At 64.4% G+C, this 22,503-nt stretch carries 19 protein-coding genes and 1 pseudogene; 7 read left to right on the top strand and 13 right to left on the bottom strand.

The features are described 5' to 3' along the window. Window positions 1–224 precede the first annotated feature (224 nt). The 6 genes from ABID58_RS27495 to ABID58_RS27470 all read right to left on the bottom strand — a co-directional run bounded on the left by ABID58_RS27495 (window position 225) and on the right by ABID58_RS27470 (window position 7,865). On the bottom strand, window positions 225–1,376 hold the full coding sequence (locus ABID58_RS27495) for a caspase family protein (protein ID WP_354035912.1): 1,152 nt from the start codon (window positions 1,374–1,376) through the stop codon (window positions 225–227). A gap of 69 nt (window positions 1,377–1,445) precedes the next feature. Beyond that, window positions 1,446–2,594, bottom strand: coding sequence for an amidohydrolase (locus ABID58_RS27490; protein WP_354035911.1), 1,149 nt, complete (start codon window positions 2,592–2,594; stop codon window positions 1,446–1,448). Window positions 2,595–2,797: 203 nt separating this feature from the next. Beyond that, window positions 2,798–3,886: a mandelate racemase/muconate lactonizing enzyme family protein gene (locus tag ABID58_RS27485; RefSeq protein WP_354035910.1), complete on the bottom strand. Its 1,089-nt coding sequence runs from the start codon at window positions 3,884–3,886 to the stop codon at window positions 2,798–2,800. A gap of 40 nt (window positions 3,887–3,926) precedes the next feature. Beyond that, entirely contained in the window at window positions 3,927–5,120 is a 1,194-nt protein-coding gene (locus ABID58_RS27480; protein WP_354035907.1) for a M20/M25/M40 family metallo-hydrolase, read from the bottom strand. Window positions 5,121–5,223: 103 nt separating this feature from the next. After that, the gene (locus ABID58_RS27475; protein ID WP_354035905.1) at window positions 5,224–6,471 is read right to left on the bottom strand and encodes an MFS transporter; all 1,248 of its coding nucleotides are present in this window, start codon (window positions 6,469–6,471) and stop codon (window positions 5,224–5,226) included. A gap of 422 nt (window positions 6,472–6,893) precedes the next feature. Further along, window positions 6,894–7,865 carry an MBL fold metallo-hydrolase gene (locus tag ABID58_RS27470; protein WP_354035903.1) on the bottom strand — a complete coding sequence of 324 codons (972 nt, stop codon included), beginning with the start codon at window positions 7,863–7,865 and terminating at the stop codon, window positions 6,894–6,896. Between the two features lie 68 nt (window positions 7,866–7,933). Between ABID58_RS27470 and ABID58_RS27465 the strand changes: the two are divergent. Further along, window positions 7,934–8,059 (top strand): annotated as a pseudogene (locus tag ABID58_RS27465) (IS5/IS1182 family transposase); the annotation flags it as partial. Here ABID58_RS27465 and ABID58_RS27460 read toward each other — a convergent pair. Together ABID58_RS27460 and ABID58_RS27455 are read right to left on the bottom strand one after the other, a co-directional pair. Next, the gene (locus tag ABID58_RS27460) at window positions 8,060–9,679 is read right to left on the bottom strand and encodes an inorganic phosphate transporter (protein ID WP_354035901.1); all 1,620 of its coding nucleotides are present in this window, start codon (window positions 9,677–9,679) and stop codon (window positions 8,060–8,062) included. Between the two features lie 87 nt (window positions 9,680–9,766). Continuing rightward, complete coding sequence (locus ABID58_RS27455; protein ID WP_354035899.1) at window positions 9,767–11,278, bottom strand: CYTH and CHAD domain-containing protein; 1,512 nt, start codon at window positions 11,276–11,278, stop codon at window positions 9,767–9,769. A gap of 324 nt (window positions 11,279–11,602) precedes the next feature. On the opposite strand from ABID58_RS27455, the gene ABID58_RS27450 reads away from it, so the two are divergent. Beyond that, a complete protein-coding gene (locus ABID58_RS27450) occupies window positions 11,603–12,340 on the top strand; it encodes a metallophosphoesterase family protein (protein ID WP_354035897.1) in 738 nt (245 codons plus the stop codon). Window positions 12,341–12,437: 97 nt separating this feature from the next. Here the strand turns inward: ABID58_RS27450 and ABID58_RS27445 are convergent, their stop codons facing one another. From ABID58_RS27445 to ABID58_RS27430, 4 genes are all read right to left on the bottom strand, one after another. After that, the gene (locus ABID58_RS27445; protein WP_354036018.1) at window positions 12,438–12,689 is read right to left on the bottom strand and encodes an HGGxSTG domain-containing protein; all 252 of its coding nucleotides are present in this window, start codon (window positions 12,687–12,689) and stop codon (window positions 12,438–12,440) included. A 23-nt stretch (window positions 12,690–12,712) separates the two neighbouring features. Next, the gene (locus tag ABID58_RS27440; protein ID WP_354035895.1) at window positions 12,713–13,315 is read right to left on the bottom strand and encodes a hypothetical protein; all 603 of its coding nucleotides are present in this window, start codon (window positions 13,313–13,315) and stop codon (window positions 12,713–12,715) included. A gap of 317 nt (window positions 13,316–13,632) precedes the next feature. Next, a complete protein-coding gene (locus tag ABID58_RS27435; RefSeq protein ID WP_354035894.1) occupies window positions 13,633–14,490 on the bottom strand; it encodes a VOC family protein in 858 nt (285 codons plus the stop codon). A gap of 157 nt (window positions 14,491–14,647) precedes the next feature. Further along, the gene (locus ABID58_RS27430; RefSeq protein WP_354035892.1) at window positions 14,648–15,841 is read right to left on the bottom strand and encodes a urate hydroxylase PuuD; all 1,194 of its coding nucleotides are present in this window, start codon (window positions 15,839–15,841) and stop codon (window positions 14,648–14,650) included. A 205-nt stretch (window positions 15,842–16,046) separates the two neighbouring features. Between ABID58_RS27430 and ABID58_RS27425 the strand changes: the two genes are divergently transcribed. Then, complete coding sequence (locus tag ABID58_RS27425; RefSeq protein ID WP_354036016.1) at window positions 16,047–17,351, top strand: PQQ-dependent sugar dehydrogenase; 1,305 nt, start codon at window positions 16,047–16,049, stop codon at window positions 17,349–17,351. Between the two features lie 36 nt (window positions 17,352–17,387). Here ABID58_RS27425 and ABID58_RS27420 read toward each other — a convergent pair whose 3' ends face one another. Continuing rightward, on the bottom strand, window positions 17,388–18,188 hold the full coding sequence (locus ABID58_RS27420; RefSeq protein ID WP_354035891.1) for an SDR family NAD(P)-dependent oxidoreductase: 801 nt from the start codon (window positions 18,186–18,188) through the stop codon (window positions 17,388–17,390). A gap of 282 nt (window positions 18,189–18,470) precedes the next feature. Here ABID58_RS27420 and ABID58_RS27415 point away from each other — a divergent pair, with 282 nt between their 5' ends. From ABID58_RS27415 to cyoD, 4 genes are read left to right on the top strand one after another with little or no spacing between them, the layout of a single operon-like run. Beyond that, entirely contained in the window at window positions 18,471–19,304 is an 834-nt protein-coding gene (locus tag ABID58_RS27415) for a cytochrome ubiquinol oxidase subunit II family protein (protein WP_354035890.1), read from the top strand. After that, entirely contained in the window at window positions 19,294–21,294 is a 2,001-nt protein-coding gene (gene cyoB, locus ABID58_RS27410; protein ID WP_354036015.1) for a cytochrome o ubiquinol oxidase subunit I, read from the top strand. The genes ABID58_RS27415 and cyoB overlap by 11 nt, the downstream gene beginning before the upstream one ends. Then, window positions 21,294–21,935: a cytochrome (ubi)quinol oxidase subunit III gene (locus tag ABID58_RS27405; RefSeq protein ID WP_148752433.1), complete on the top strand. Its 642-nt coding sequence runs from the start codon at window positions 21,294–21,296 to the stop codon at window positions 21,933–21,935. Before cyoB ends, ABID58_RS27405 begins: the two co-directional genes overlap by 1 nt. Then, complete coding sequence (cyoD, locus tag ABID58_RS27400) at window positions 21,932–22,321, top strand: cytochrome o ubiquinol oxidase subunit IV (protein WP_148752432.1); 390 nt, start codon at window positions 21,932–21,934, stop codon at window positions 22,319–22,321. The genes ABID58_RS27405 and cyoD overlap by 4 nt, the downstream gene beginning before the upstream one ends. Window positions 22,322–22,503 lie beyond the last annotated feature (182 nt).

The following is a 22,503-nucleotide window of genomic DNA, read 5'->3' as shown; positions in this document are numbered from 1 at the left end:
GGTGACGTTTCCTCTGGTGGTGCGGGACGCGGTGTTGTGAGCCCGCTTTTTGCCCGACGGCAGAATGTTCGGAATGCGAACAAATGTTCTTGTAATCCATTAAAGCTGCCCGGGCGCGGTGCGTCAAGCGCACGCGTCAAGGCGCCGGGGACATCCGGGTTCCAGCGAGCAGGGTGGCAGCCATGACGCGGCCCTTCGGGTCGCATCATCGCGCGCAGGAGCATCTACTCGGCGCTGCGCTTCCAGGCGCCGGTGCCCAGCTTGCCTGTGATGACAGCCAGCGCATTGCGGATCTCGTAGGCGCCGCCGTCGCTGTAGCCCGACAGGCCTCTGAGGGCGTGCAGCGTCCAGTGGCCGTTCGCGGCCGTGATCGTGCCTTCGTGCGGACGAGCCGAGCGCTGCGGCTCGGCGTGGAATCTGTAGGTGCCGTCGCCCATGATCTGCCAGATCCAGCGCGACTGCCCGCGGCCGCTCGGCACCATGATCTCCCAGGTGCCGACCAGCGCGGGATCGATCGTTGGCGAGGTCGGCGTGTGCTGTGGAGCAGGCAAGGCGACGGCCGGAAGCGGGTTCGGCGCTCCATCGGCACCGGCCGTTGGCCGGCCGGCAAGGTAGATCGCCTGGCGCGACAGCGAACCGTAGACGAACGGCTGCTGCGCGTTGCGGGTCGCCTCCATCACGTCGTCGCGGACGTTGCGGAACATGAACGTCACCTCAACACCGGGCAGCTCGATGTTGCGCAGGAGCGCCGCTGCAAACGGGCTGTTGCGCGCGTCGCCGTCAAGCGCCGTGGTGCCGTCGCGTGCGGCATAGGCGACGAGAACGTTACCGACCGGCTCGATGCGGCCGAGCCCGCTCATGGTGGCTGCCCGCGTGGCAATCGAGCGATTCATCCTGGCGGCAAACGGATTGTTGCGGCAGGCGTCGAGGATGACGAGGCCAAGGCTCGTGGTGTTCGACACCTGCAGCATCACGCTTTGCAGGTTGATGGCTTCATTCGCCGCGTCGGTGTCGCGCTTCAGTTCTGCGTCAACAGGGATCAGCCAGTTCTCGCCATTGATCTCCATGCCATGGCCGGCGAAATACACAGCCGCCATGTCGGCGCCGGCGGCGTCACGCCCTAATGCGATCAGGCCGCGGCGCATCTCGTCGAAGCCGGCGTTCGCAGCCAGGGAGACGGTGAAGCCAAGCCGCTTCAGCGCCGCGGCGATGTCGCTCGCGTCGTTCGGCGGATTGAGCAGCGCGGGCACGTTGCTGTAGGCACCGTTGCCGATGACCAGCGCGACCCGCCTGCCTTCCGCTGCTGCCGCCGGCGACGCCACGCCCGCAAACGCGGTTGCCGCCGTCAACCTTGACACGAATTCGCGCCGGTTCATCCGGATCTCGCTGGTTCGAAGGAGCTTTGATCCTAGCGCAACCGATCCGGGGGAGCCACGGGGCCCGCCTCAGTTCGCCGACAGCGCTGTCCTGGCGACTTCGGCCATCCAGGTCGATGCCACCGGGAGGATCGCGTCGTTGAAATCGTAGCGCGGGCCGTGCAGCTCGGCGCCGTCGCGCAAGGGTCCGTTGCCGATCCAGACAAACGCGCCGGGGCGCTGCTGGAGATAGAAGGCAAAATCCTCGCCGGCCATGCTGGGCGCAAGATCGCGCCGCATCGGCGCCTGCACCTTGTCCGCGGCCATGCGCGCGAAGCCGGCCTCTTCCGGCGTGTTGATCGTCACGCCGACGCCCATGACGATGTCGGGCGTGACCTTGACGTCGAAGCTCGTGGCGATGCCGGCGCAGATGTCTGCGATGCGAGCGAGAAGGATGTCCTTCACGTCATTGCGGTGATGCCGCAGCGTGCCGCGGATCACGACCTTGCCCGCGATTTGATTGGGCGCGGTGCCGCCCTCGATCGTGCACAGCGAGAGCACGGCGGTGTCGAGCGGATCGACGCTGCGCGACACGATCGATTGCAGCGCCACGATCAGATGGCCGGCCGCCATCACGGGATCGCGGGTCAGATGCGGCATGCCGGCGTGTCCCGCATGGCCCTCGATGGTGATGGTGACGCGTCCGCCGGAGGCCATGACCACGCCGTCATGGACCGCGATGGTGCCGGCCTCTAGGCCCGGCCAGTTGTGGAAGCCGAACACGCGGTCCATCGGGAATCGCTCGAACAGCCCGGCCGCGACCATCGCGCGCGAGCCGCCAAAACCTTCCTCGGCCGGCTGAAAGATGAAGTCGACGGTGCCGCTCCAGTCGGTATCCGCGGCGAGCAGCGCAGCTGCACCGAGCAGCGAGGCCGTGTGTCCGTCATGCCCGCAGGCATGCATCACGCCGGGCGTTTTCGAGGCGTAGGCAAGCCCGGTATCCTCGGTGATTGGCAGCGCGTCCATGTCAGCGCGCAGGCCGACGCGCCCTTGCGCCGACCCGCGCGTCAGCGTCGCGACCACGCCGTGACCGCCGATGCCGGCCTCGAAGGCAATGCCGAGCTCGGTGAGTTTTTCCTGCACGAAGGCCGCGGTCGCCTTTTCCTGCAGGGACAGCTCGGGGTGGGCATGCAGATGCTGGCGCCACGCGGTCAGTTTTTGATGCAACTCGGGGGTCAAGGCGTGGCTCTCTCGAAGGGTGACGGCTGCCGGCACTCTAGCCGATTATCCGCGCGGTCCATCAAGCCCCTTGGAATGCCTCGCGTGCAGCAAAGTACGCCGCTCTATCGTCATGGCCGGGCTTGACCCGGCCATCCACGTCTTGCTTGCGGCACAAAGAACGTGGATGCCCGGGACAAGCCCGGGCATGACGACCTCATGGGCTACGCCGCCAGCTTCGCCAGCCCGTTCCAGTCAAAGCTGATGCCGTGGCCCGGGCGGGCCGGCGCGTGCGCCTTGCCGTCCTCGAGCGCCAGCGGATGCTCGATATAGGTGTCGAGCCCGAAGCCATGCGCCTCCAGATAGGAGCGGTTCGGGCAGGCCGCGAGCAGATGCACGGTGATGTCGTGGGCGCCGTGGCTGGTGACGGGCAGGTTGAAGGCCTCCGCCAGCCGCGCGATCTTCATGAAGGTGCTGACGCCGCCGCAATTGGTGACGTCGGGCTCGGGATAGGACACCGCGCCTGATGTGATGTAGTTCTTGAACTCCCACAGCGAGCGTAGATTTTCACCCGCTGCGATCGGCACGCCACCGGCCTGCATGATGCGCGCGTGGCCCGCGACATCGTCGGGGATAACAGGCTCTTCCAGCCAAGTGAGGTCGTAGGGCACGAAGGCGCGGGCGGCGCGGATCGCCTCCTCGACGGTCCACTTCATGTTGGCATCCGCCATCAGCGGAAAGCCGTCGCCGAGATGCTGCCGCATCGCCGCGACGCGCGCGACATCGGATTTGAGGTCGGGCCGGCCGACCTTCATCTTGATGGCGCGAAAGCCCTTTGCGAGATTGCCGTCGGTCTGCTTCAAGAGCGCTTCGACCGAAAGATCGAGATCGATGCCGCCCGCATAACACGGTACGTGCGCATCAAAACCGCCGAGCAACTGGTACAGCGGCAATCTGGCGCGCCGCGCCTTCAAATCCCACAGCGCGATGTCGAGCGCGGACAACGCCAGCACCACAGGGCCACCGCGACCACCATAATGCAGGCCCCACCAGACGTGATGCCAGACGGCTTCGGTGTCGTCGGCCTCGCGTCCTTCGGCCAGCGGCGGGATCTCGCGCTTGAGGATATCGGCGACAGCGCCGCCATTGCGCCCGACCGTATAGGTGTAGCCGACGCCCTCGGCGCCGTCGGCATCACGGACGCGGCAGGTAATCAGCTCGAACGCCGCGATCTCGCCATGGGTGGAGTCGGACAGCGTGACGGGGAGGGGGATGCGGTAGAGCCCGGTCTCGATGGTCGCGATGCGTGGCATATGGCCTCCCGATTTTCGTTTTTTGGTTCCTACGAATCCCTCACCGCATCGTCGCAAGCTGCACGGCGAGCGCGCAGGCGCGATCATATTCGTCGAGATTGATCCACTCGTCGATCGTGTGCGCCTCGTTCTGGCCGGCGCCGAAGGTCACGGTGGGAACGCCGTGGCGGACCATCCAGTTGGCGTCGAGGCCGCCATTGGCGGTGCGGACGTTCGGGGTGCCGCCGACCGCGGACACCGCCTCGACCGCGCGCTTGATCACGGGCTGGCTGTCCTTCATGCGGAACGGATAATAGTCGGTCTCGGCCTTGAACTTGATCTTGCCGGACTTTCCTTGCGCATTCGTCACCTTCTTGGCCGCCTTCTCGAACGCGGCCTTGTAGGCCTTGGTGATCTCCTTGAAGAACTTTCCGTCATGGCTGCGGCTTTCGCCGCGCACATGGACGTAGTCGGTGACGACATTGGTGGCATCGCCCGCGGGGCGGCCCTCGCCGCCGGTGACGGGGCCGACATTGCTGGTGCCCTGCCGCTTGCCCTTCACCACCTTGCCGAACCAGCCGCCGGCCTTCACGTCGGCCAGCGCCAGCGCCATGATCATGGTCGAGGAGATGCCGCGCTCCGGCGCGACGCCGGCATGCGAGGCGCGGCCAAGGATCTCGACGCTCCAGCGATCGGCACCGACGGCGCCGATGGTGACATTGGAGGCTGGGCCGCCGTCATAGTTGAAGGCCATCACCGGCGAGCCGAGCGCGTCGAGCTTGACGTGGCGCGCGCCGTAGAGCCCGCTCTCCTCGCGCACGCAGAACAGCAGCGTGATCGGCGGATGGTCGAGCTTCTGCTTCTCGAGCTCGGCCGCCAGCGTCACCAGCACGCCGCAGCCGCAGCGATTGTCGCCGCCCAGCGCGGTCCTGGCCTCGTTGACGATTCTGCGGCCGGATTTCCTCGGCCTGGCGCCGGCGCAGAGCGGCACGGTGTCCATGTGGGTCATGAACATGATGCGCGGCTGGTTGTGCAGGGCGCCGCGGCCGGGCAGGTCGACGATGAGGTTGCCGGTCTCGGTCGGCACGGGAATGCGGGTGTTGGCGTCGTCGAGCCGGATCGCCTTGGCCGGCACGCCGCTCTCCTTCAGCGCGGCGGTGAGCTCACGCCCGATCGCCGCCTCCTGTCCGGTGACGCCCTCGATCGCGAGGAAGCGCATGAGGCGGTCGGTGGCGGCTTTGGTGTCGACAGGCATGATCCATTTCCTTGATGCGCAGACTCGTAGGATGGGAAGAGCTCTTCGCGAAACCCATCATTTTCCGGCAAGAATGATGGGTTTCGCTTTCGCTCTGCCCATCCTACGAACGCGGCGAGGTACAAGTCAAAAAGATCATCACCCCCACGAGAAGCGCCGCCGCCATGAACAGCAGCACCGCCGGCAGCCCCGCAAACGCCGCGACTGCGCCGGTGGTCGACTGCATCAGGGCGGTGCCGAGGAAAAAGGCGAGGTTCACCGCCGCCAGCGCCTTGCCTGCTACTTGCGCGTCGACCAGTTGCCGGCACATGCCGAACAACAGAGGCTGCGCGGAGGTCGCAAGCCCGATCAGCACGAACAGCACGAGATCGTATTGCGGCGGCATGACCGGCACGCCGAACAGCCATGCAACCGCAAAATGCGGCGCACCAAGCGCCATCAGCGCGACCAGCAGCGCGGCGATCGTGTGCGTGCCGGCGACTAGCTCCCGGCGGCGGCCGATCCTGCGGTCGATCATGCCCATGCACAGCGGGCCCGCGATCATCGCCAGCGTGTAGGCGCCGAGCTGGTTGCCGGCCTCGACCCGCGTCAATCCCTTGACCTGCATCAGCCACGGCCCGCCCCACAATCCGCGCAGCACCAGCGAGGTTGCCAGCGACACCAGCGCCAGCGCGATCAGCCCACGCAACGGCCGCGACAGGCCGAGCCTGAGCACCTCGATCATCTGCGAGAGCGGCGAAGCCTCGTCCTTGTGCTCGGCCGGCTGGTTCGGCACCAGCGCGAGCACAGCGAGCGCCACCGCGCCGCCACCGGCTGCTGCGATCCAGAACCCGGCGCGCCAGCCGTAGTGATCGACCACGAAAGCGAGCGGGCTCGACGACAGCAGCATGCCGATATTGCCGATCGACAGGATCGCGCCCGACCACAGCCCGAACCGCGCCGCCGACAATTGCTTGGCCGCCAGTGTCATCGGGCACATCAGCATGCCCGAGGTCGCGATCCCCAGCAGCAACTGCCCGAACGCAAAGCTCGAAGGCCCCGTCGCAAAGCCCGACGCGATCGCGCCGACCACGGTGCCAGCGAGCAGGCTCAGCGACACCGGCCGCACGCCAAAGCGATCCATCGCCGCGCCGACCGGGATCTGCGAGGCCGCAAAGGCGAAATGATAGACCGAGGTGAGGCTCGCCAGCGCCTGTGGCTGCACGTGGAAATCCGCCGCCATCAGATCGAGGCTGAGCGCCGGGATCGTGCGCAGCAAGGTCGACAGCATGTGCCCGCAGGCGAGCGCCACCAGCGCAAAGATCAGCGCGCGGGTGCTGTCACCCGCATCGTCAGTGGTGGCGGTGGTCATGAGCGTCCCGTCCCAGGAGTATTTTGGGTGGGGTACATGATTGGCGAAGGCGTGCCAATGGCGGCAGCTGCAGCCCCATCATTCCGGATTGTGCAGCGGAAATCTCAGACCTAAAGCGCAGGCTCGATGTCGCAACGAGCGAGATGCGCTCCCTCCCTCGCTTGCGGGCCCGCAAGCGGGAGAGGGAGCCTACTGCCGATGCCGCCGCATCGTGCACACCACATGCGATAGCCCTGCCCGCAAGCGGGAGAGGTGAACGAGCCCGCGGCCGGTTGATTCAGCCTAAAGCCATTCCGGTTTCGGCTGAGTTCGTGCGGCGGCGCAATATGTCGCGATGGGACAACAAGCTGACTCAGATGCCGACCGGTTCTCCGCTACGAGCAGCAGTCGTGTTCGAATTACCAGATAGTGTCGCGGGAATATTACCCCTCGGCTACGAATACGTACCTGTTGCCATCCTTGGCCAGCGTGCCGACGTTCGGCATCAACCAGTGAGTACCCGAAATAGTGAGCTTGTCGGCGACCGCGCGATCGAAGATCTTCCTTCGCGTTTCGACAGCCATTTGCGGATCCTGGTCGATAGCGAGCTGCCACTCGGGATCTGTTGAAATGTGTGGCGCAAGATTGACCACGTCAGCGCTGATCAGGAACTGTTCGCCGCCGGAGGTGACCAGATGCGCGACCATTCCCGGGCTATGGCCGGGCGCCTGAACGGCGTACACACCGGGCAGGAGTTCTGGTTCTCCCTCAAAGGTCCTGACGTTTTTCCAAGTCGCCACCGTGGCCTGAATTCGCTGGGCGAGGCCTTTGCGCGTCGGTCCGAGATCGATCGACTCGACCCCCGGGCGCGTCCACCATTTCAATTCCGCGGCGGGCACCACGATGTCGGCATCCGGGAAGACCTGCGCATCGCTCTCATTGCTCATGAGGCCATAAATGTGGTCGCCGTGGAGATGGGAGATGAGGATCGTCTTGACTGCCTTGGGGTCAAGGCCCGCCGCCGCCATGCTCTCGAATAACCGGCCGTTCCCCTCACCATAAATCGGATGACCGCCCGTACCCGAGTCGATCAGGACCACTTGATCGCGCAGCTTGAGCGCCATGACGATAAACCGCAGGGGCGCCTTATTGTCGGGAAAACCGGCACCACGCAACACGGTCTTGACCTGTTCGACGCTGACATTCCTGACCATGCCCTCCCGCAGCGGAACGTCACGCATGCCATCGATCAGAGAGAAGATTTCAATGTCGCCGATCTTGTATTTGCGGAAAGGTTGAGTGACGGACTGTTGAGCGTGAGCCGCGTCGACAAACGTGATCGGCTTGTCGAGTCCAAACGCGGCATAAGCACCGGCTGCGCCAAGTGTCAGGTCCCGACGCGAGATATCGGACATCGTTCGGACTCCCCGCTGACTGAACGGATCGAGCATATCAATGGGGATGTGCACTGCACAAGCTCGGCTTTGGGTCATTTTCACGATGTCTTCGGGTGGCGACGCGCTACGACAGGCTTGCCGCCAACTATCTTGCCTTGGTTCAACTCGCGTCGATCTGGCTATGGCTGCGCCTTAATGAGTCCGCGTCCTAGTCAAATGACGGAACGGAAGATCAAATACAGGCAGCCGGAGATGATCATCGCCGCCGGCAGGGTGAGGATCCACGCCAGCACGATGTTCCGGATCGTCGGGGTCTGCAGCCCGGAGCCCTTGGCCGCCATGGTGCCGGCGACGCCGCTCGAGAGGATGTGCGTGGTGGACACCGGCAGGCCGTAGAGCTCGGCACCCAGAATCGTTCCCGCCGCCACCAGTTCGGCCGACGCGCCCTGTGCGTAGGTCAGATGCTGCTTGCCGATGCGCTCGCCGACCGTAATCACGATCCTTCGCCAGCCGACCATGGTGCCGAGCCCGAGCGCGATCGCGACCGAGACCTTGACCCAGTTCGGGATGAAGCGCGTCCCGGCCTCCAGGCTGGAGCGATAGTCCTTCAGGATCGCGGCGTCACCGGCGCTGAAATTCGCACCAGCGTCGGGCAGCAGGCGGATGGCATCGGCGGCCAGATACATATCGTTGCGCATGTTCGGCGTGGCCGCGGCCGGGATGCGGCTGATCGAGCCGTAGCTCTTCACGCCGTTGGCGACATCATCCGAAAGGGCCGCCAATGCCGCATACACCTCAGCGCGGTTCAGGTCGCGCCTTTTGAGCGCGTCGCCGATCAGGCCTCTGGCATCGTTGGGATCGGCCGGCTGTGCGCCCTCGGCATGGGCGGCGAAAACGCCCTTTGCCTTGCCGGTGATGTCGATGAATACAGGCGTGCTCGAGTCCGGCATGGTCCGGTTCAGCGCATAGGCCGTCGGTGCCACGCCGATCAGGATCAGCATGATCAGGCCCATGCCCTTCTGCCCGTCATTGCCGCCATGCGCAAACGACACGCCGGTGCAGGTCAGGATCAGGATGCCGCGGATCCACCATGGCGTCTTGCCTCTCGGCTCCTCGTACAGCTTACGCACGGGGACGATGACTTTCAGCAGGAGCAGCAGCAGAGCCGACAGCGCGAAGCCGACTGCCGGGCTGAACAGGAGAGCCTTGCCCACGCTGACGGCCTGAGACCAGTCGACGCCGGAAGTCGCCTGCGCGGCGGGCGCGACCAGTTCGTTGGCAAGGCCGACTCCCATGATCGAGCCGATCAGGCAATGCGAGGAGCTGTTCGGGATGCCCATCGACCACGTCGCCAGATTCCAGATCATCGCCGCGATCAACAACGCAAAGATCATGGCGTAACCGGCGGTGCTGCCGACATTAAGGATCAGGTCGACGGGCAGGAGCGTGATCACGCTGTAGGCCACCGCACCGGTGGAGACCAGCACGCCGAGGAAATTGAACGCGCCCGACCAGATCACCGCGGTCAGCGGTGGGAGGCTGTGCGTATAGATGACGGTCGCCACCGCATTCGCGGTGTCGTGGAATCCATTCACGAACTCGAACCCGAGCGCGATCATGAGGGCGACGCCGAGGAGGAGCAGAGCACCGAGCGCAAGCGGCTCGCCCACGTTATGCGTGTCGGTGAACACGCCATAGGCGGCGTAGCCGATCCCGCTGACCAGGAAGAGCAGGAAGGCCGCGACCACGCTCACATGCGGCTTGCGATCGAGGTCGGGTTTGGCGGCGGACTCGGAGCCCAGCGGTCGATCGTTCAGTGCAAGATCGGACATGTGGATTGCTCGTTGGTCGGTCGGTCAGCAACGATCCCTGTGAACCCGGACGTCGCGGCGTCCCGGCGCTGCTTTCAGATTTGTGACTCAGCCGTCGGGATCGACGCGCAGGCGCCGCAACCGATGAAGCTCCTTGGCGGCGTCCTTCCTCAGCCCGACCGCGGTCTCGTGTTCCTGGCCGACGATGAATCCCGATGCGAACGCCTGGGCGCGCCGGTTCGCAGGCGGCGCTGCCAACGCCGCTTCCATCGCCAATTCGCGGTGCGCCATGAAGTCATTGAGCGATCCGAGGGCAGACTGAATCCGCTTCAGCCGGTCGGAAAGATCCGCGAGCCGCTGCCGGGCGCGATTGCCGTAGAGGCTTCTGAAGAAGTCGACGGCATAGCGGATCTTCTTGATCCTGATCCTCAGCTTGTGGCGCTGCGTCGCGTCGAGATCGTTCAGGCGCATGCCCTGCTTTCGAGCCTTCCGGAGGCGGCGGTCGAGCACTGCCGCGGCGTAGGCGGCGATCGACCGGTCATCATCGGCGCGAGACTGTCCAGTTTCGATCCACTCGATCACGTCGATCAGCAGGCGGCGGTAACGGGCCGACGTCACCGCATTGCGGGCACGTCCGAAGGCCGCCGCTCGTTGTCTGGAGAATTTCTCGCGGATCGCGCGCGCCCCCCGCTTCGGGACGCCCTTTTCGGCGACCGGTTGAACGCTTTCCTTCAAGAACACGTCGATTTCACGTGCCGGTGCCAGTTCGTCAGTAAGCCACTTCAGTTCGGTCTTCACCCGTGCAGTGCTCGCCCGTGGCAGGATATCGTCGAACAACGAGATGGCCGCACGCAGCCGCCGCAGGCCGACGCGCATCTGATGCACTCCCTCGGAGTCCCGGTCGCGCACCGGATCGGCGTTGGCCGTGAAATGACGCAGCGTCGAAAGCGCGATAACCCGGAACGCATCGCGCGGCGAGAGTTCGGACTTCAGCTCGATCGGTTCGGCGCGTTGCGCCCCGCGGCCGCCGCCTGTGGCGTACTGGTAACCTCGTTCGCCTTTCGAACGGAGATCGAGCTCGGCGCCCGCTTTGCGCTCGACATTGCGTGCCAGCCGGAACAGGTCTGCGACGTCTCCGGACTTCAATTCCAGCTCGAGCTCGGCGATCGGCCGCGCCCGCGGTCCCGCGCCGATCCGGCCGCGGTCGACGGCGAGTTCGATCTGGCTCTTTCGGACCCGCCTGGTCTGCGTGGTGCGACGAACCTCGGTCTGGAAGACCGGCTTGAGCTTGCGGGAAAGCTTCTTGGTCGTGAGGTCCTCGAGCGGCGTCTTTCTCGCCTTCTCGAGCTCCGGTCTCGCGCCTGCGACCTCATTCTCCCATTCGCCGCGCGTAACGCTTCCCGCGTTGCCCGCTTTCACGGTCTGCACGTAGCGTCCGTCAACCTTGCGGACCCGGAGCGTGAGACCATGCCGCCTGAGCTTGTGCTTGCTCGTATCGTAGTAGGTCGACACGAGCGCCTGTTCTGCCCGTTCGCGCCCACGTCCGTTTGCGCCGGTCCGCAAGATGGATGACAAGCTTCGCGGTGCGACGCGGAATTTCAGTTCCGTTTCAGCATTCATCGTCAGAGCTTCCGTTGCCCGATTCAAAGTGGCGCAACTGCGGGAAGTTCCGGAGCTGCCGACATTTCAATCTGGATCTGCGGCGTCATGAAAGCTTCACGGAACCGGGCGGGAGAGTGGCCGGTTGGGGGCGGGAGGCGCGTGATCCGAAAGAGGCCCAAGCCGTCGCTTGCTTGCGCGCGCCGGGCGGTGATAGTTTTGAGGACAGCGCCGATTTGACACTCAGCTTGCGGGCGCTTCTCCAAATGCAGCTAAAGCGAAGCGTCACGTCTGCATCGTCCCGCACCGGAATGTCGTCGGCCGTCCTGAAGAGAGGAGGGGTCGATGAAATTTGCCGCGATCGCGGACATCCACGGAAATTGCCCGGCACTTGAGGCGGTGCTGGCGGATATCGCCGACCTCGGCATCAATGACGTCGTGAACCTCGGCGATCACGTCAGCGGCCCGCTCGAGGCGGCCCGGACTGCGGATCTGCTGATCGCGCGGGGCTTTCCATCGGTGCAGGGCGACCAGGACCGCATTCTCGTCGGCCTCTCGCGGGCCGACAAATCGGCCCGCAGCGATTTCCGGCAGCTGGAGCGCAGGCACTTCGACTGGATGGCCAGCATGCCGCCGACGCTCGTCTATCGCGAAGACGTGTTTCTCTGTCATGCATCCCCCAGGGATGATGCCGCCTTCTGGCTCGATCGCGTCGCCGCCGACGGCAGCGTCCGCGCCAGCCCGATCGACATGATCGAGGCCGGCGCCGAAGGCATCGACGCGAAACTCATTCTTTGCGGACACACCCACATCCCGCGCGTGATCCGCCTGCGGGACGGGCGGATGATCGTCAATCCCGGCAGCGTCGGACTGCCCGGTTACGATGGGCGGGCGCCCGTTCCTTATGTGGTCGAGGTCGGCACCCCTCACGCCTGCTACGCCATTCTGGAGCGTGCCCGCGCAGGCTGGTCCGCGACGATCCGCTATGTGCCCTACGACAGCACGGCCATGGCTGAACTCGCTCGCGACAAGGGCATGCCAAGCTGGGCAAGCGCGATTGCCAGTGGCTGGGTCGAACGGTGAGAGCTGACAAGGACGCGTCGGCCAAGCGGCTCGCTGCGTGGATTTGAGGGTAAGCCTTCGCTACGGCAACACACCTCTTTCTATGGCGCCGCTTCCCTCAGCAGCGCCGTCGGGTAGACAGTTCGCGCAACAAATCCTCTGCTTCCGTCAACACCGCGCGGACAAGCTTTCGCTCGTCGATAGCCTCGCCGGTGAAGAACCCATGCTTGAGCGAATTCCTGTTTCCAAATGACGCCCCCGATCCCCAAGCGCCGCCGTGCATGCGGCAGCGCGTCTTGCCGCGAAGCGCCGGCGCGCGACAAGTCCCACCGTTGCGCGTGGTCGCTCCGCAACGGAGGCTCGCCTGCATCGCGCCGGTGTTGCGGACGTGGCTCACGCGGTGACGGCCGCTGCGTCCGCCAGGCCCGGCTGCGCGGCGATCAGGCTCGCATGCTGCGTGAAATGGCCGACGACGGCCTTGCCGCCGTCCTGCACCGACAAATTCTGCACCGTGATCGCACACGCGCCGTTGCTGCGATGGCGGTTCAGGGCCTCCATCTGGGCTGCATAGGTGCGGGCCAGCCGGGTCAGTGCGCGCGTGAGGCTTTCCTGCTGTGGCACGTCGTCGGTGCAGGCGAGGCGGCAGGCGCAGCGCATCGACGCGACGTGAATGCTCACCATCTGCGCCGCCAGCATGGCCTCGAGCGAGTCCTTTGGCGCAATGCTCTTCAGCATCGAGACCATGAAGGCGAGATTGCCCTGGTCCGGCCTGCACGCAACCGCGCTGGCTTTCACCAGCTGGCTCAGCAGGCCATGCAGCGCCTCGCGATCGACGGCGCCGAGCGCCTCGGCCAGCAGCTTTTCGCCGGTGCTGGGGTCGGGATGGTCGATCACGATGCGCCGGCGGCGGAGTTTTACCTTTGGGCTTGCGATGATCGGGGCATGATCGGTTGGCGCGATGTTCATCGTCTCGGTCAGTGTCGGAAGTGTCGTCATGCGGCGGGTCCTTTGCCGGTGCAGGCGCGAGGGCTCGCAGGCCGCGCGAAGCCGATCGCGTGCCTGCTATGCGGCGGTTGAGATGTTCAGATGTCGATGAGAAGCTTACGCGCGGCCATGTATCGAGCGCGCCCATGATTGGGCGGGCGTGGACACGGGCGATTGTCGCGATGATGCCATCGTGCGCCTGTTTTGCCCGACGTGTCAAACGGAATTTCGGGATTACGTAAGTCGTCTCCTCGCAAGTCCCGGTTCCGACTGGCGGCGGCTACTGTGCATGGGGTTGTTTTCGCGAGTCTTGTCCGGGGACCGGAAAATCAGCCGGCAATGAAGGCGAGCAGGGTGCCGTTGGCCTTGGCCGGGGGCACGACGACCGCGGCTCCGCTGCGGATGCCCGCCGAGCCCAGCGTTTTCTCGGTCGCGGCGAGATCGCCGCTGACAAGCACCAGCGCCGCGCCGCCGCGCTCGGAGAGGCCGGCGAGCGGTACGCCCGGATAGCGTTGGCCGAGCTGGTCGAGCGTCAGATAAACGAAGTCGGCGCGGTCGCCACCCGATGTCACCGTCACCGCGCCGTCGATCTCTATTTTCGGCTCGCGATCAATCAACCGCGCCAGATGGGCTGCTTCCTTCGCGGGCTCGGGGGTCGCGATCAGCACCTCGCTGATCCGCTTCGCTGCATTGGCGTGCGTCATCAGTTCGGGGATCCACACCGTCTCGCGGGTCTTGTGCTGGCAGGCGAAGATGCGCACGCCGCCGGGGGCTTCTGCCGTCGGCCACATGAAGGTACGGAATTTGGCGGCCGCGACGGTGCCATCAGGCAGCGTGACCGGCCGCTCGAAATCGGTCGGACCGATCGGTGTGAGCCCGCGCGCGCGGATCTCCTCCGCGCCCGCGGCGGAATCGACTGCGGTGAAAGCGACGCGCTCGATGCCTTCACCATGCCGCTCGACAAAGGCGCGCGCAGGCGCGTTGTGTTCGGTTGGCACCAGCACGCCGAGCAGCTCCATATAGTCCGGGTCGAACATGATGGTGTAGTTGCCGGTGCCCATGTGCGCGCTGTGGGTGCCGCGCGGCGACAGCGTGAAGCCGAGCTGCCTGTAATTTTCGGCGGCCTTGTCGAGGTCTTTCACCATGACCACGGCGTGGTCGATACCGATGATGTTCTTGAGAGCCACTGTGATTTCCCCGCAACGAATGCAAACCGAGCTTGGACGGCGGCCCGTGGCCGCCGGTCCTGTCTACGCCGGATGGGCGATCAAGTCATTTTCAAATCTTCGGGACATGCGGAATATCATTCCGCGAAACGCTGCATCGACGCGAAGGCCAACGGCGTCAGCGATCCTGCTCGCTGATATAGGCAGCGAGGATGGCGCGCTCCTCGCTGGTCATTTCGGTGATGTTGCCCGGCGGCATCGCATTGGACCACGCCGCCACGCGACCGATCAGGCGGATGTTGCGGTGGATGTGCTCGGGCGCGTCGAGCAGGATCCCCTTTGGCGCGGTGACGATGCCGGCCCAGACCGGCTCGGCCGCGTGGCACATGCTGCAGCGGGACATCACGATCTCCTCGACATTGGCGAGCGTCGGCTGTGCCGACAGCGCGCCCGTCTTCGCCTCGCGCGGGCCGCCCGCAGACAGGAACAGGATCGCGATCGCGCCCGCTGCTGCGACGCCCCACACCCACCACGGCGATTTGCGCCCCGCATGCCCCTCGTTGAAGAAGTGGCGGATCACCGGTCCCAGCGCCAGCACGATCGCAACGATGATCCAGTTGAAGCGCGTCGCATAGAGCAGGGGATAGTGGTTGCTGATCATCAGCACGACGACCGGCAGCGTCAGATAATTGTTATGGACCGATCGCTCCTTGCTGGTCTTGCCGAGTTTCGGGTCGGGCGCCCAGCCCGCGATCAGGCTGGCGACGATCTTCTTCTGGTTCGGGATGATCACCGCAAACACGTTGGCGACCATGATGGTGCCGATGATCGCCGCGATCTGGTTGAAGGCGCCGCGCCCGCTCAGGACATGCGTGAAGGCGTAGGTCAGTGCGACCAGGAACAGATAGCCGCCGATGGCAAACGGGAGCTCGCGCTGTGCGAGCCCGGTGCGGCAGGCAGCCTCGTAAAGCAGCCACGCCAGCGCGAGACTACAGAAGCTGAACAGCCCGGCCTGGATCGGCGTCAGGTCGAGAATCGACTTGTCGACCAGGAACAGATCGGCGTCGAGGTAGTACACCACCACCATCAGCGCGAAGCCGGACAGCCAAGTGGTGTAGGCCTCCCATTTGAACCAGGTGAGCTCGTCCGGCATCTGGGTCGGCGCCACCAGATATTTCATGATCCGGTAGAAGCCGCCGCCATGGACCTGCCAGGCCTCGCCTTGGACGCCATCCGGCAGGTCGTCGCTCGGCCTGAGGCTGAGGTCGAGGGCGATGAAATAGAACGAGCTGCCGATCCAGGCGATCGCCGCCACCACATGCAGCCAGCGCAGCAGCAGGCTCGCCCATTCCGATAAGATCGATCCCCACATGATCACCCCATCAATCGCGACGTCGATGCCGCAGCTTTGATGACCGCAACCGGCGGCCGTGCCCTTACAATCTGTCGCACCGATCCGCGTTGTTTTCCAGTACGATGGGTCATACCAAATGCACATCGTGCGGGCATGAGCTGACGTGGGATTTGGCAGAAAAGTCCGAGAGGAAGGCGACGTGACAATTCGTGTTTCGCACGTGATGGTGCCCGCTTGGCTGTTGGTGGCCTGCGCCGGTGCACGAGCCGAGCCCGTGCTGCAAGGCAAGGATGCCTATGGCAGCTGGCAGGCCGACAAGCCCGGCACCGTCAGGCTGATCCGCCCCGACGACCTGCCAAAGCCCGGCGCATCGCCGTCGGTCTCCAATGCCACGCGCGTGACGTCGCGTGGCAGCGCCACGCCGTTGGTGCCCCGGGGATTCAGGATCGATCTGTTGGCTGACGGTCTCTCCGATCCGCGCGTGCTGCGGGTCGCGCCTAATGGCGACATTTTCGTTGCGGAGACCGGGCCCGGGCGCATTCGGGTGCTCCGCCTTGGGGAGGGCGGCGCCAAGGTTGCGACCAACGAGCTCTTTGCCAGCGGGCTTAACCGTCCTTTCGGCATCGCCTTCTTCCCGAACGGCGACAATCCGCAATGGGTCTATGTCGCCAATGCCGGCAACGTCGTGCGCTTTCCCTATCACGCCGGTGACCTGAAGGCGTCGGGCAAGCCCGAAATCGTGGTGGCGAACCTGGCGCACGGGTCGGGGCATTCCACCCGCGACATCGTGTTCACGCCCGATGGCAAGCGCATGCTGGTGTCGGTTGGCTCTGCCAGCAATGTCGCCGAAGGCATGGGGAGCCCGCCCGGCGGGCTCGAGGCCTGTTCGCGGACGCAAGCCGTCGGCGCGTCCTGGGGCTATGAGGCCGAGCGTGCGGCAGTACTCTCCTTCGACCCCGAAGGCAAGGACCGCAAGCTCTACGCCACCGGCATCCGCAACTGTGTCGGTCTCGCGATCCAGCCGCAGACCGGGCTGCCCTGGTGCTCGACCAACGAGCGCGACGGCCTCGGTGACGATCTCGTGCCCGACTACGTGACCAGCGTGAAGGAAGGCGCGTTCTACGGCTGGCCATGGTTCTACATCGGCAACCATGAAGACCCGCGTCACGCCGGCGCGCGGCCGGACCTCAAGGACAAGGTGACGATCCCTGATGTGCTGGTGCAGGCGCATTCGGCCTCGCTCGGCATGACCTTCTACCAGGGCACGCAGTTTCCGTCCGAGTACCAGGGCGACGCCTTCGCCGCCGAGCACGGCTCCTGGAACAGGTCGAAGCGCACCGGCTACAAGGTGATCCGTATCAAGATGAAAGACGGCAAGCCGACCGGAGAGTACGAGGATTTCGTCACCGGCTTTGTCGTGAACGACGCACAAGTGTGGGGACGGCCGGTCGGCATCGCGGTGGCGAAGGATGGCGCGCTGCTGGTCTCGGAAGATACGGGCGGCACGATCTGGCGGGTGACGCACTGATGTGGCTCTCGCCTCTCGCGCGTGCAGGGAGAGACCTCATCCCCGCCTCACGCTCGCTCCGCCGTCCACCGGCAGTGTCACGCCCGTGATGAAATTCGCCTCGTCCGACGCCAGGAACAGCGCGGCATTGGCGACGTCCCATCCGGTGCCCATCTTCTTGCGCAGCGGCACCTTGCTGTCGCGTTCGGCTTCGACTTCGGCGCGGGTCTTGGACCATTCGCGGGCGCGGGTGTCCACCGCCATCGGCGTGTTCATCAGGCCGGGCAGGATGACGTTGGCGCGGATGCCGTATTCGGCGTTCTGGTAGGCGAGCTGTTCCGTGAAAGCGATCATCGCCGATTTCGTCGCCTTGTACGCAACGTAAGGATAGGTGGTGATCGCGGCCATCGAGGAGATGTTGATGATGGCGCCGCTCTTTTGCGCGCGCATGATCGGGATCACTTCCTTCGCCGCCAGAATGCAGCTCTTCAGATTGATGGCGACGACGCGGTCGAACGCCTCTTCGGTCAGCTGAAGCAGCTCGGCATCGCCGCCGGACAGGCTGACGCCGACATTGTTGTGTAGCACGTCGATGCGGCCCCAGCGCGATTTGGCGTCGGCGACCATCGCCTTGATGTCGGCAGACTTGGTCACGTCGGCCTTGAAGGCCGCGGCGATGCCTTGCTTTGCGGCGATCAGATCGACAGTTTCCTGCGCCGATTCCAGATGATGATCGACGCACAGCACCTTCGCGCCCTCACGCGCGAAGGTCAGCGCGGTGGCGCGGCCGTTGCCCATGCCTTCGCCCGGGCTCTGGCCGGCGCCGACGACGATCGCAATCTTGTCCTTCAGGCGCATCTCAGTTCACTCCCGGCCGGCGAGGCCGGCATCGTCCTCAGGGCCCTGCATATCGTTACATCCCGATATTTTCGTGCAAATTAGCAACGGAGCGCTGAGGTGAGAAGGCCTGCCAACACGCGCCGATGTCATTGACATCGCATGGAATTGCATGCCGCGGCGCGGGACGGCTCGGGCTCGAGCAGGCGTGTTGTGGAACCGTCTGCACGCAACTGCGTTTGTTGCTGGGGGCTTTTCGCGCTACGCTTCCCTCGGGGTTTCCCAATCGCCAGTGGCTTGCCGATGAATCTGCTTGATCCACAAGGGCCCGTAGCTGCGGCCAACAGCACCATTTTGGTCGATTCCGTTTTCATCATGCTCGCGATCGTGGTGCCGACTATTTTCGCGATTCTGGCTTTTGCGTTATGGTTTCGCGCATCCAATCCGAAGGCGCGCTTCCAACCCGACTTCGTTTATTCCGGTCGCGTCGAGATGGTGGTGTGGGCGATCCCCGCACTGACCGTGATCCTGCTCGGCGGCGTTGCCTGGATCGGCTCGCATAAGCTCGATCCCGCAGCACCGGTGCCGGGGACCGGGAGCCCTGTGCGGATCCAGGCCGTCTCACTCGACTGGAAATGGCTGTTCATCTATCCCGACCAGCGCATCGCCACGGTCAACGCGCTGACGGTGCCGGCTGGTGCCGAGCTGAATTTCCAGCTGACGTCGTCGAGCGTGATGAACACGTTCTTCATCCCGCAGCTCGGCAGCATGATCTATACCATGAACGGCATGGTGACGAGGCTTAACCTGCGTGCCGACAACGAAGGTAAGCTCAAGGGGCTGTCGGCGCATTTTTCCGGCGACGGCTTTCCGGACATGATGTTCGACGTCAACGTAATCTCGCCGCTCTCATTTCCGGATTGGGTTGCGACCACCGCGAAAACCGACGCTGTGCTGAATGAGGACAGCTATAAGAAGCTGATGCAGCAGGGCATTGAGACGGGCAGGCCGACCTATCGCCTCGACGACCCGCGCCTGTTCAACCTGATCTCGACCCAGCACATCCCGCCCGGGCCCGGACCGGAACTGCTATCCGATGCCGGCCGACCGCACAGTGGAGGCCATGATGCTCGGTAAGCTCGATTGGTCGGTGATCCCGTTCGGCCAGCCGATTCCGCTGATCGCGGGCGCCGTGGTGCTGGTGGGGATACTGGCAGTGCTGATCTGGGTCGTGGCGAAGGGACATCTGCCTTATCTCTGGCAGGAATGGATCACCAGCGTCGATCACAAGCGCATCGGCGTGATGTACATCCTGCTGGCTTCAGTGATGCTGCTGCGGGGCGGCAGCGATGCCATCATGATGCGGATTCAGCAGGCGATCGCGTACCAGTCGCAGGGCTATCTTCCGCCGGAACACTACAACCAGATCTTTTCGGCCCACGGCACCATCATGATCTTCTTCGTGGCGATGCCGTTCGTGATCGGCTTGATGAACCTCGTCGTGCCGCTTCAGCTCGGCGTGCGCGACGTCGCTTTTCCGACGCTGAATTCAGTCGGCTTCTGGCTGACCGCGACAGGCGCGCTGCTGGTCAACCTGTCGCTCGTGATCGGCGAGTTCGCGCGCACCGGCTGGCTCGCCTTTCCGCCGCTATCGGAACTGTCTTATTCGCCGGGCGTCGGCGTCGATTATTACGCCTGGTCGCTGCAAATCTCCGGCGTCGGCACGCTGGTCGCAGGCATCAATCTCGTCACGACAGTGCTGAAGCTGCGCACCAAGGGCATGAACTATCTGCGCATGCCGATGTTTTGCTGGACCACGCTGGCTTCGAACCTCCTGATCGTTGCGGCGTTCCCGATCCTCACCGCGACGCTCGCGATGCTGCTGCTCGACCGTTATCTTGGCTTCCACTTCTTCACCAACGAGGCCGGTGGCAACGTCATGATGTTCATGAATTTGATCTGGGCCTGGGGCCATCCGGAGGTCTACATCCTCGTGCTGCCGGCCTTCGGCATCTTCTCCGAGGTGGTGTCGACCTTTTCCGGCAAGGCGCTGTTCGGTTACCGTTCGATGGTGCTCGCCACCATGGCGATCTGCATCATCTCCTTCATGGTCTGGCTGCACCATTTTTTCACGATGGGCGCGGGTCCCGATGTCAACGCCATCTTCGGCATCGCCAGCATGATCATCGCGGTGCCGACGGGGGTGAAGATCTACAACTGGCTGTTCACGATGTATGGTGGCCGGATCCGCTTTGCGACGCCGATGCTGTGGGCGGTCGGCTTCATGGTCACCTTCATCATCGGCGGCTTGACCGGCGTACTGGTTGCGGTGCCGCCGGCGGATTTCATGCTTCACAACAGCATGTTCCTGGTGGCGCATTTCCACAACGTCATCATCGGCGGCGTGCTGTTCGGCGCCTTCGCCGGCTTCGAATACTGGTTTCCCAAGGCGTTCGGCTTCCGCCTCGACGAGCGCTGGGGCAAGCTCGCGTTCTGGTTTACCTTCTCAGGCTTCTATGTCACCTTCGTTCCGCTCTATGTCGCCGGCATGCTCGGCATGACGCGGCGCATGCAGCACTATGACGTCGCGGAGTGGCGACCCTGGATGATCGTGGCTGCGATCGGCATGGCCGTGTTGTCGATCGGCGTGATCTGCCAGATCATGCAGCTCGTTGTCAGCATCCGCAACCGCGAGGCTTTGCGCGACCGCACCGGCGATCCCTGGGACGGCCGCTCCTTGGAATGGGCGACCTCGTCGCCGCCGCCGGTGTTCAATTTCGCCTTCCATCCCGACGTGCGCGGCGAAGACGCCTATTGGGACATAAAGATTCACGCCCAGCAGCAATCGCTCGAGCACACTGCGCCCGAATACCACGACATCGAGATGCCCAGGAACTCTCCGACGGGTTTCGTCTGCGCGTTCTTCGCCACCATCATGGGCTTTGCGCTGATCTGGCACATCTGGTGGATGGTGATCTTGGGCGGCATTGGCGCGTTCGCGACCTTCGTCGTGTTCGCCTGGCGCGACCATGACGAATATGTCATTCCGGCGGACGAAGTCGCGCGCATCGACCGTATCAATCTCGAGGAACGGCGCAGCCTCGTCAGCATGGCGGGAGCGATCTGATGTCGATGACAGCGACCGTCGGCCGCGCCCATGCCGATCCCCATCACATCGGGCTCGTCGTCGAGCATCCCGGCCCCGCATCGAAGCGCATCGTGACGGCTTACGGCTTCTGGGTCTTCCTGCTCTCCGACATCGTGATGTTCTCCTGCTTCTTCGCGGCCTATGCGGTGCTGGTCAGCCAGACCGCCGACGGCCCGAAAGGCTCGGAGATCTTCGAGCAGCGGAACGTTGCGATCGAGACGGTTTGCCTGCTGCTGTCGAGCTTCACTTGTGGCATGGCGAGCATTGCGGCCGACGTCCGCAACCGGTTCTGGTTCTATCTCGGCATGGCCGTGACCTGCGTGCTCGGCCTCATCTTCCTCTTGATCGAGTTCCGCGAATTCGCCGATCTCGTCTCCCGCGGCTATGGCCCGTCGCGCAGTGCCTTCCTGACTGCGTTCTTCTCGCTGGTCGGGTGTCACGGCCTGCATGTGTCGGCCGGAGTGCTCTGGCTGCTCACCATGATGGCCCAGGTCTTCGCCAAGGGCTTTCGCGCCGACGTCCTGCGCCGGATGATGTGCTTCGCGCTGTTCTGGCACGCGCTCGACATCATCTGGGTCGGCGTCTTTTCCGTCGTCTATCTGCTAGGGAGTGGCGTATGAGCGATCAGACGCACGCGCGGACTGAACATGATCTCGCTCCGGGCGAAGAAGAGCAGCACAGCGTAGGTGAGCGGATCGTTGGCTACGTTGTTGGTCTCGGCCTGGCGCTGCTCCTGACGGCAACGTCATTCTTCATCGCCGGCACCGATCTGGTCTGGCAGCCTTCCATTCCCGTCGCGCTGATCGTGCTTGCGATCGCGCAGATGGGCGTGCATCTGGTGTTCTTCCTGCACATCACCACGGGGCCTGACAACACCAACAACGTGCTGGCGCTGGCCTTCGGGCTGCTGGTCGTGTTCCTGGTGGTGGGCGGAACCGTCTGGATCATGGCGCATCTCAATCAGAACATGCCGCCGATGGATCAGTTCATTCGGATGCACAGCTAGCGCCGTGCAGAAAAGAAGAGCCGCTTGTTGTGACAAGCGGCCCAAGTCTAGGGAGGAAACGCCCGAGCAAAGACAATCCGATGAGGATCGCCTGCCAAGGATGCACTCGCGCAAGGCGCGTGCGCACGTTTATGAGTGTACCAATTCGCGACGGAGTTCAATTCCGGATCAATACTGTCTCG

The organism is Bradyrhizobium sp. S3.2.6, from assembly GCF_040546885.1.
Lineage (GTDB): Bacteria > Pseudomonadota > Alphaproteobacteria > Rhizobiales > Xanthobacteraceae > Bradyrhizobium > Bradyrhizobium cytisi.
This window is presented reverse-complemented; position numbering and strand designations above follow the sequence as displayed.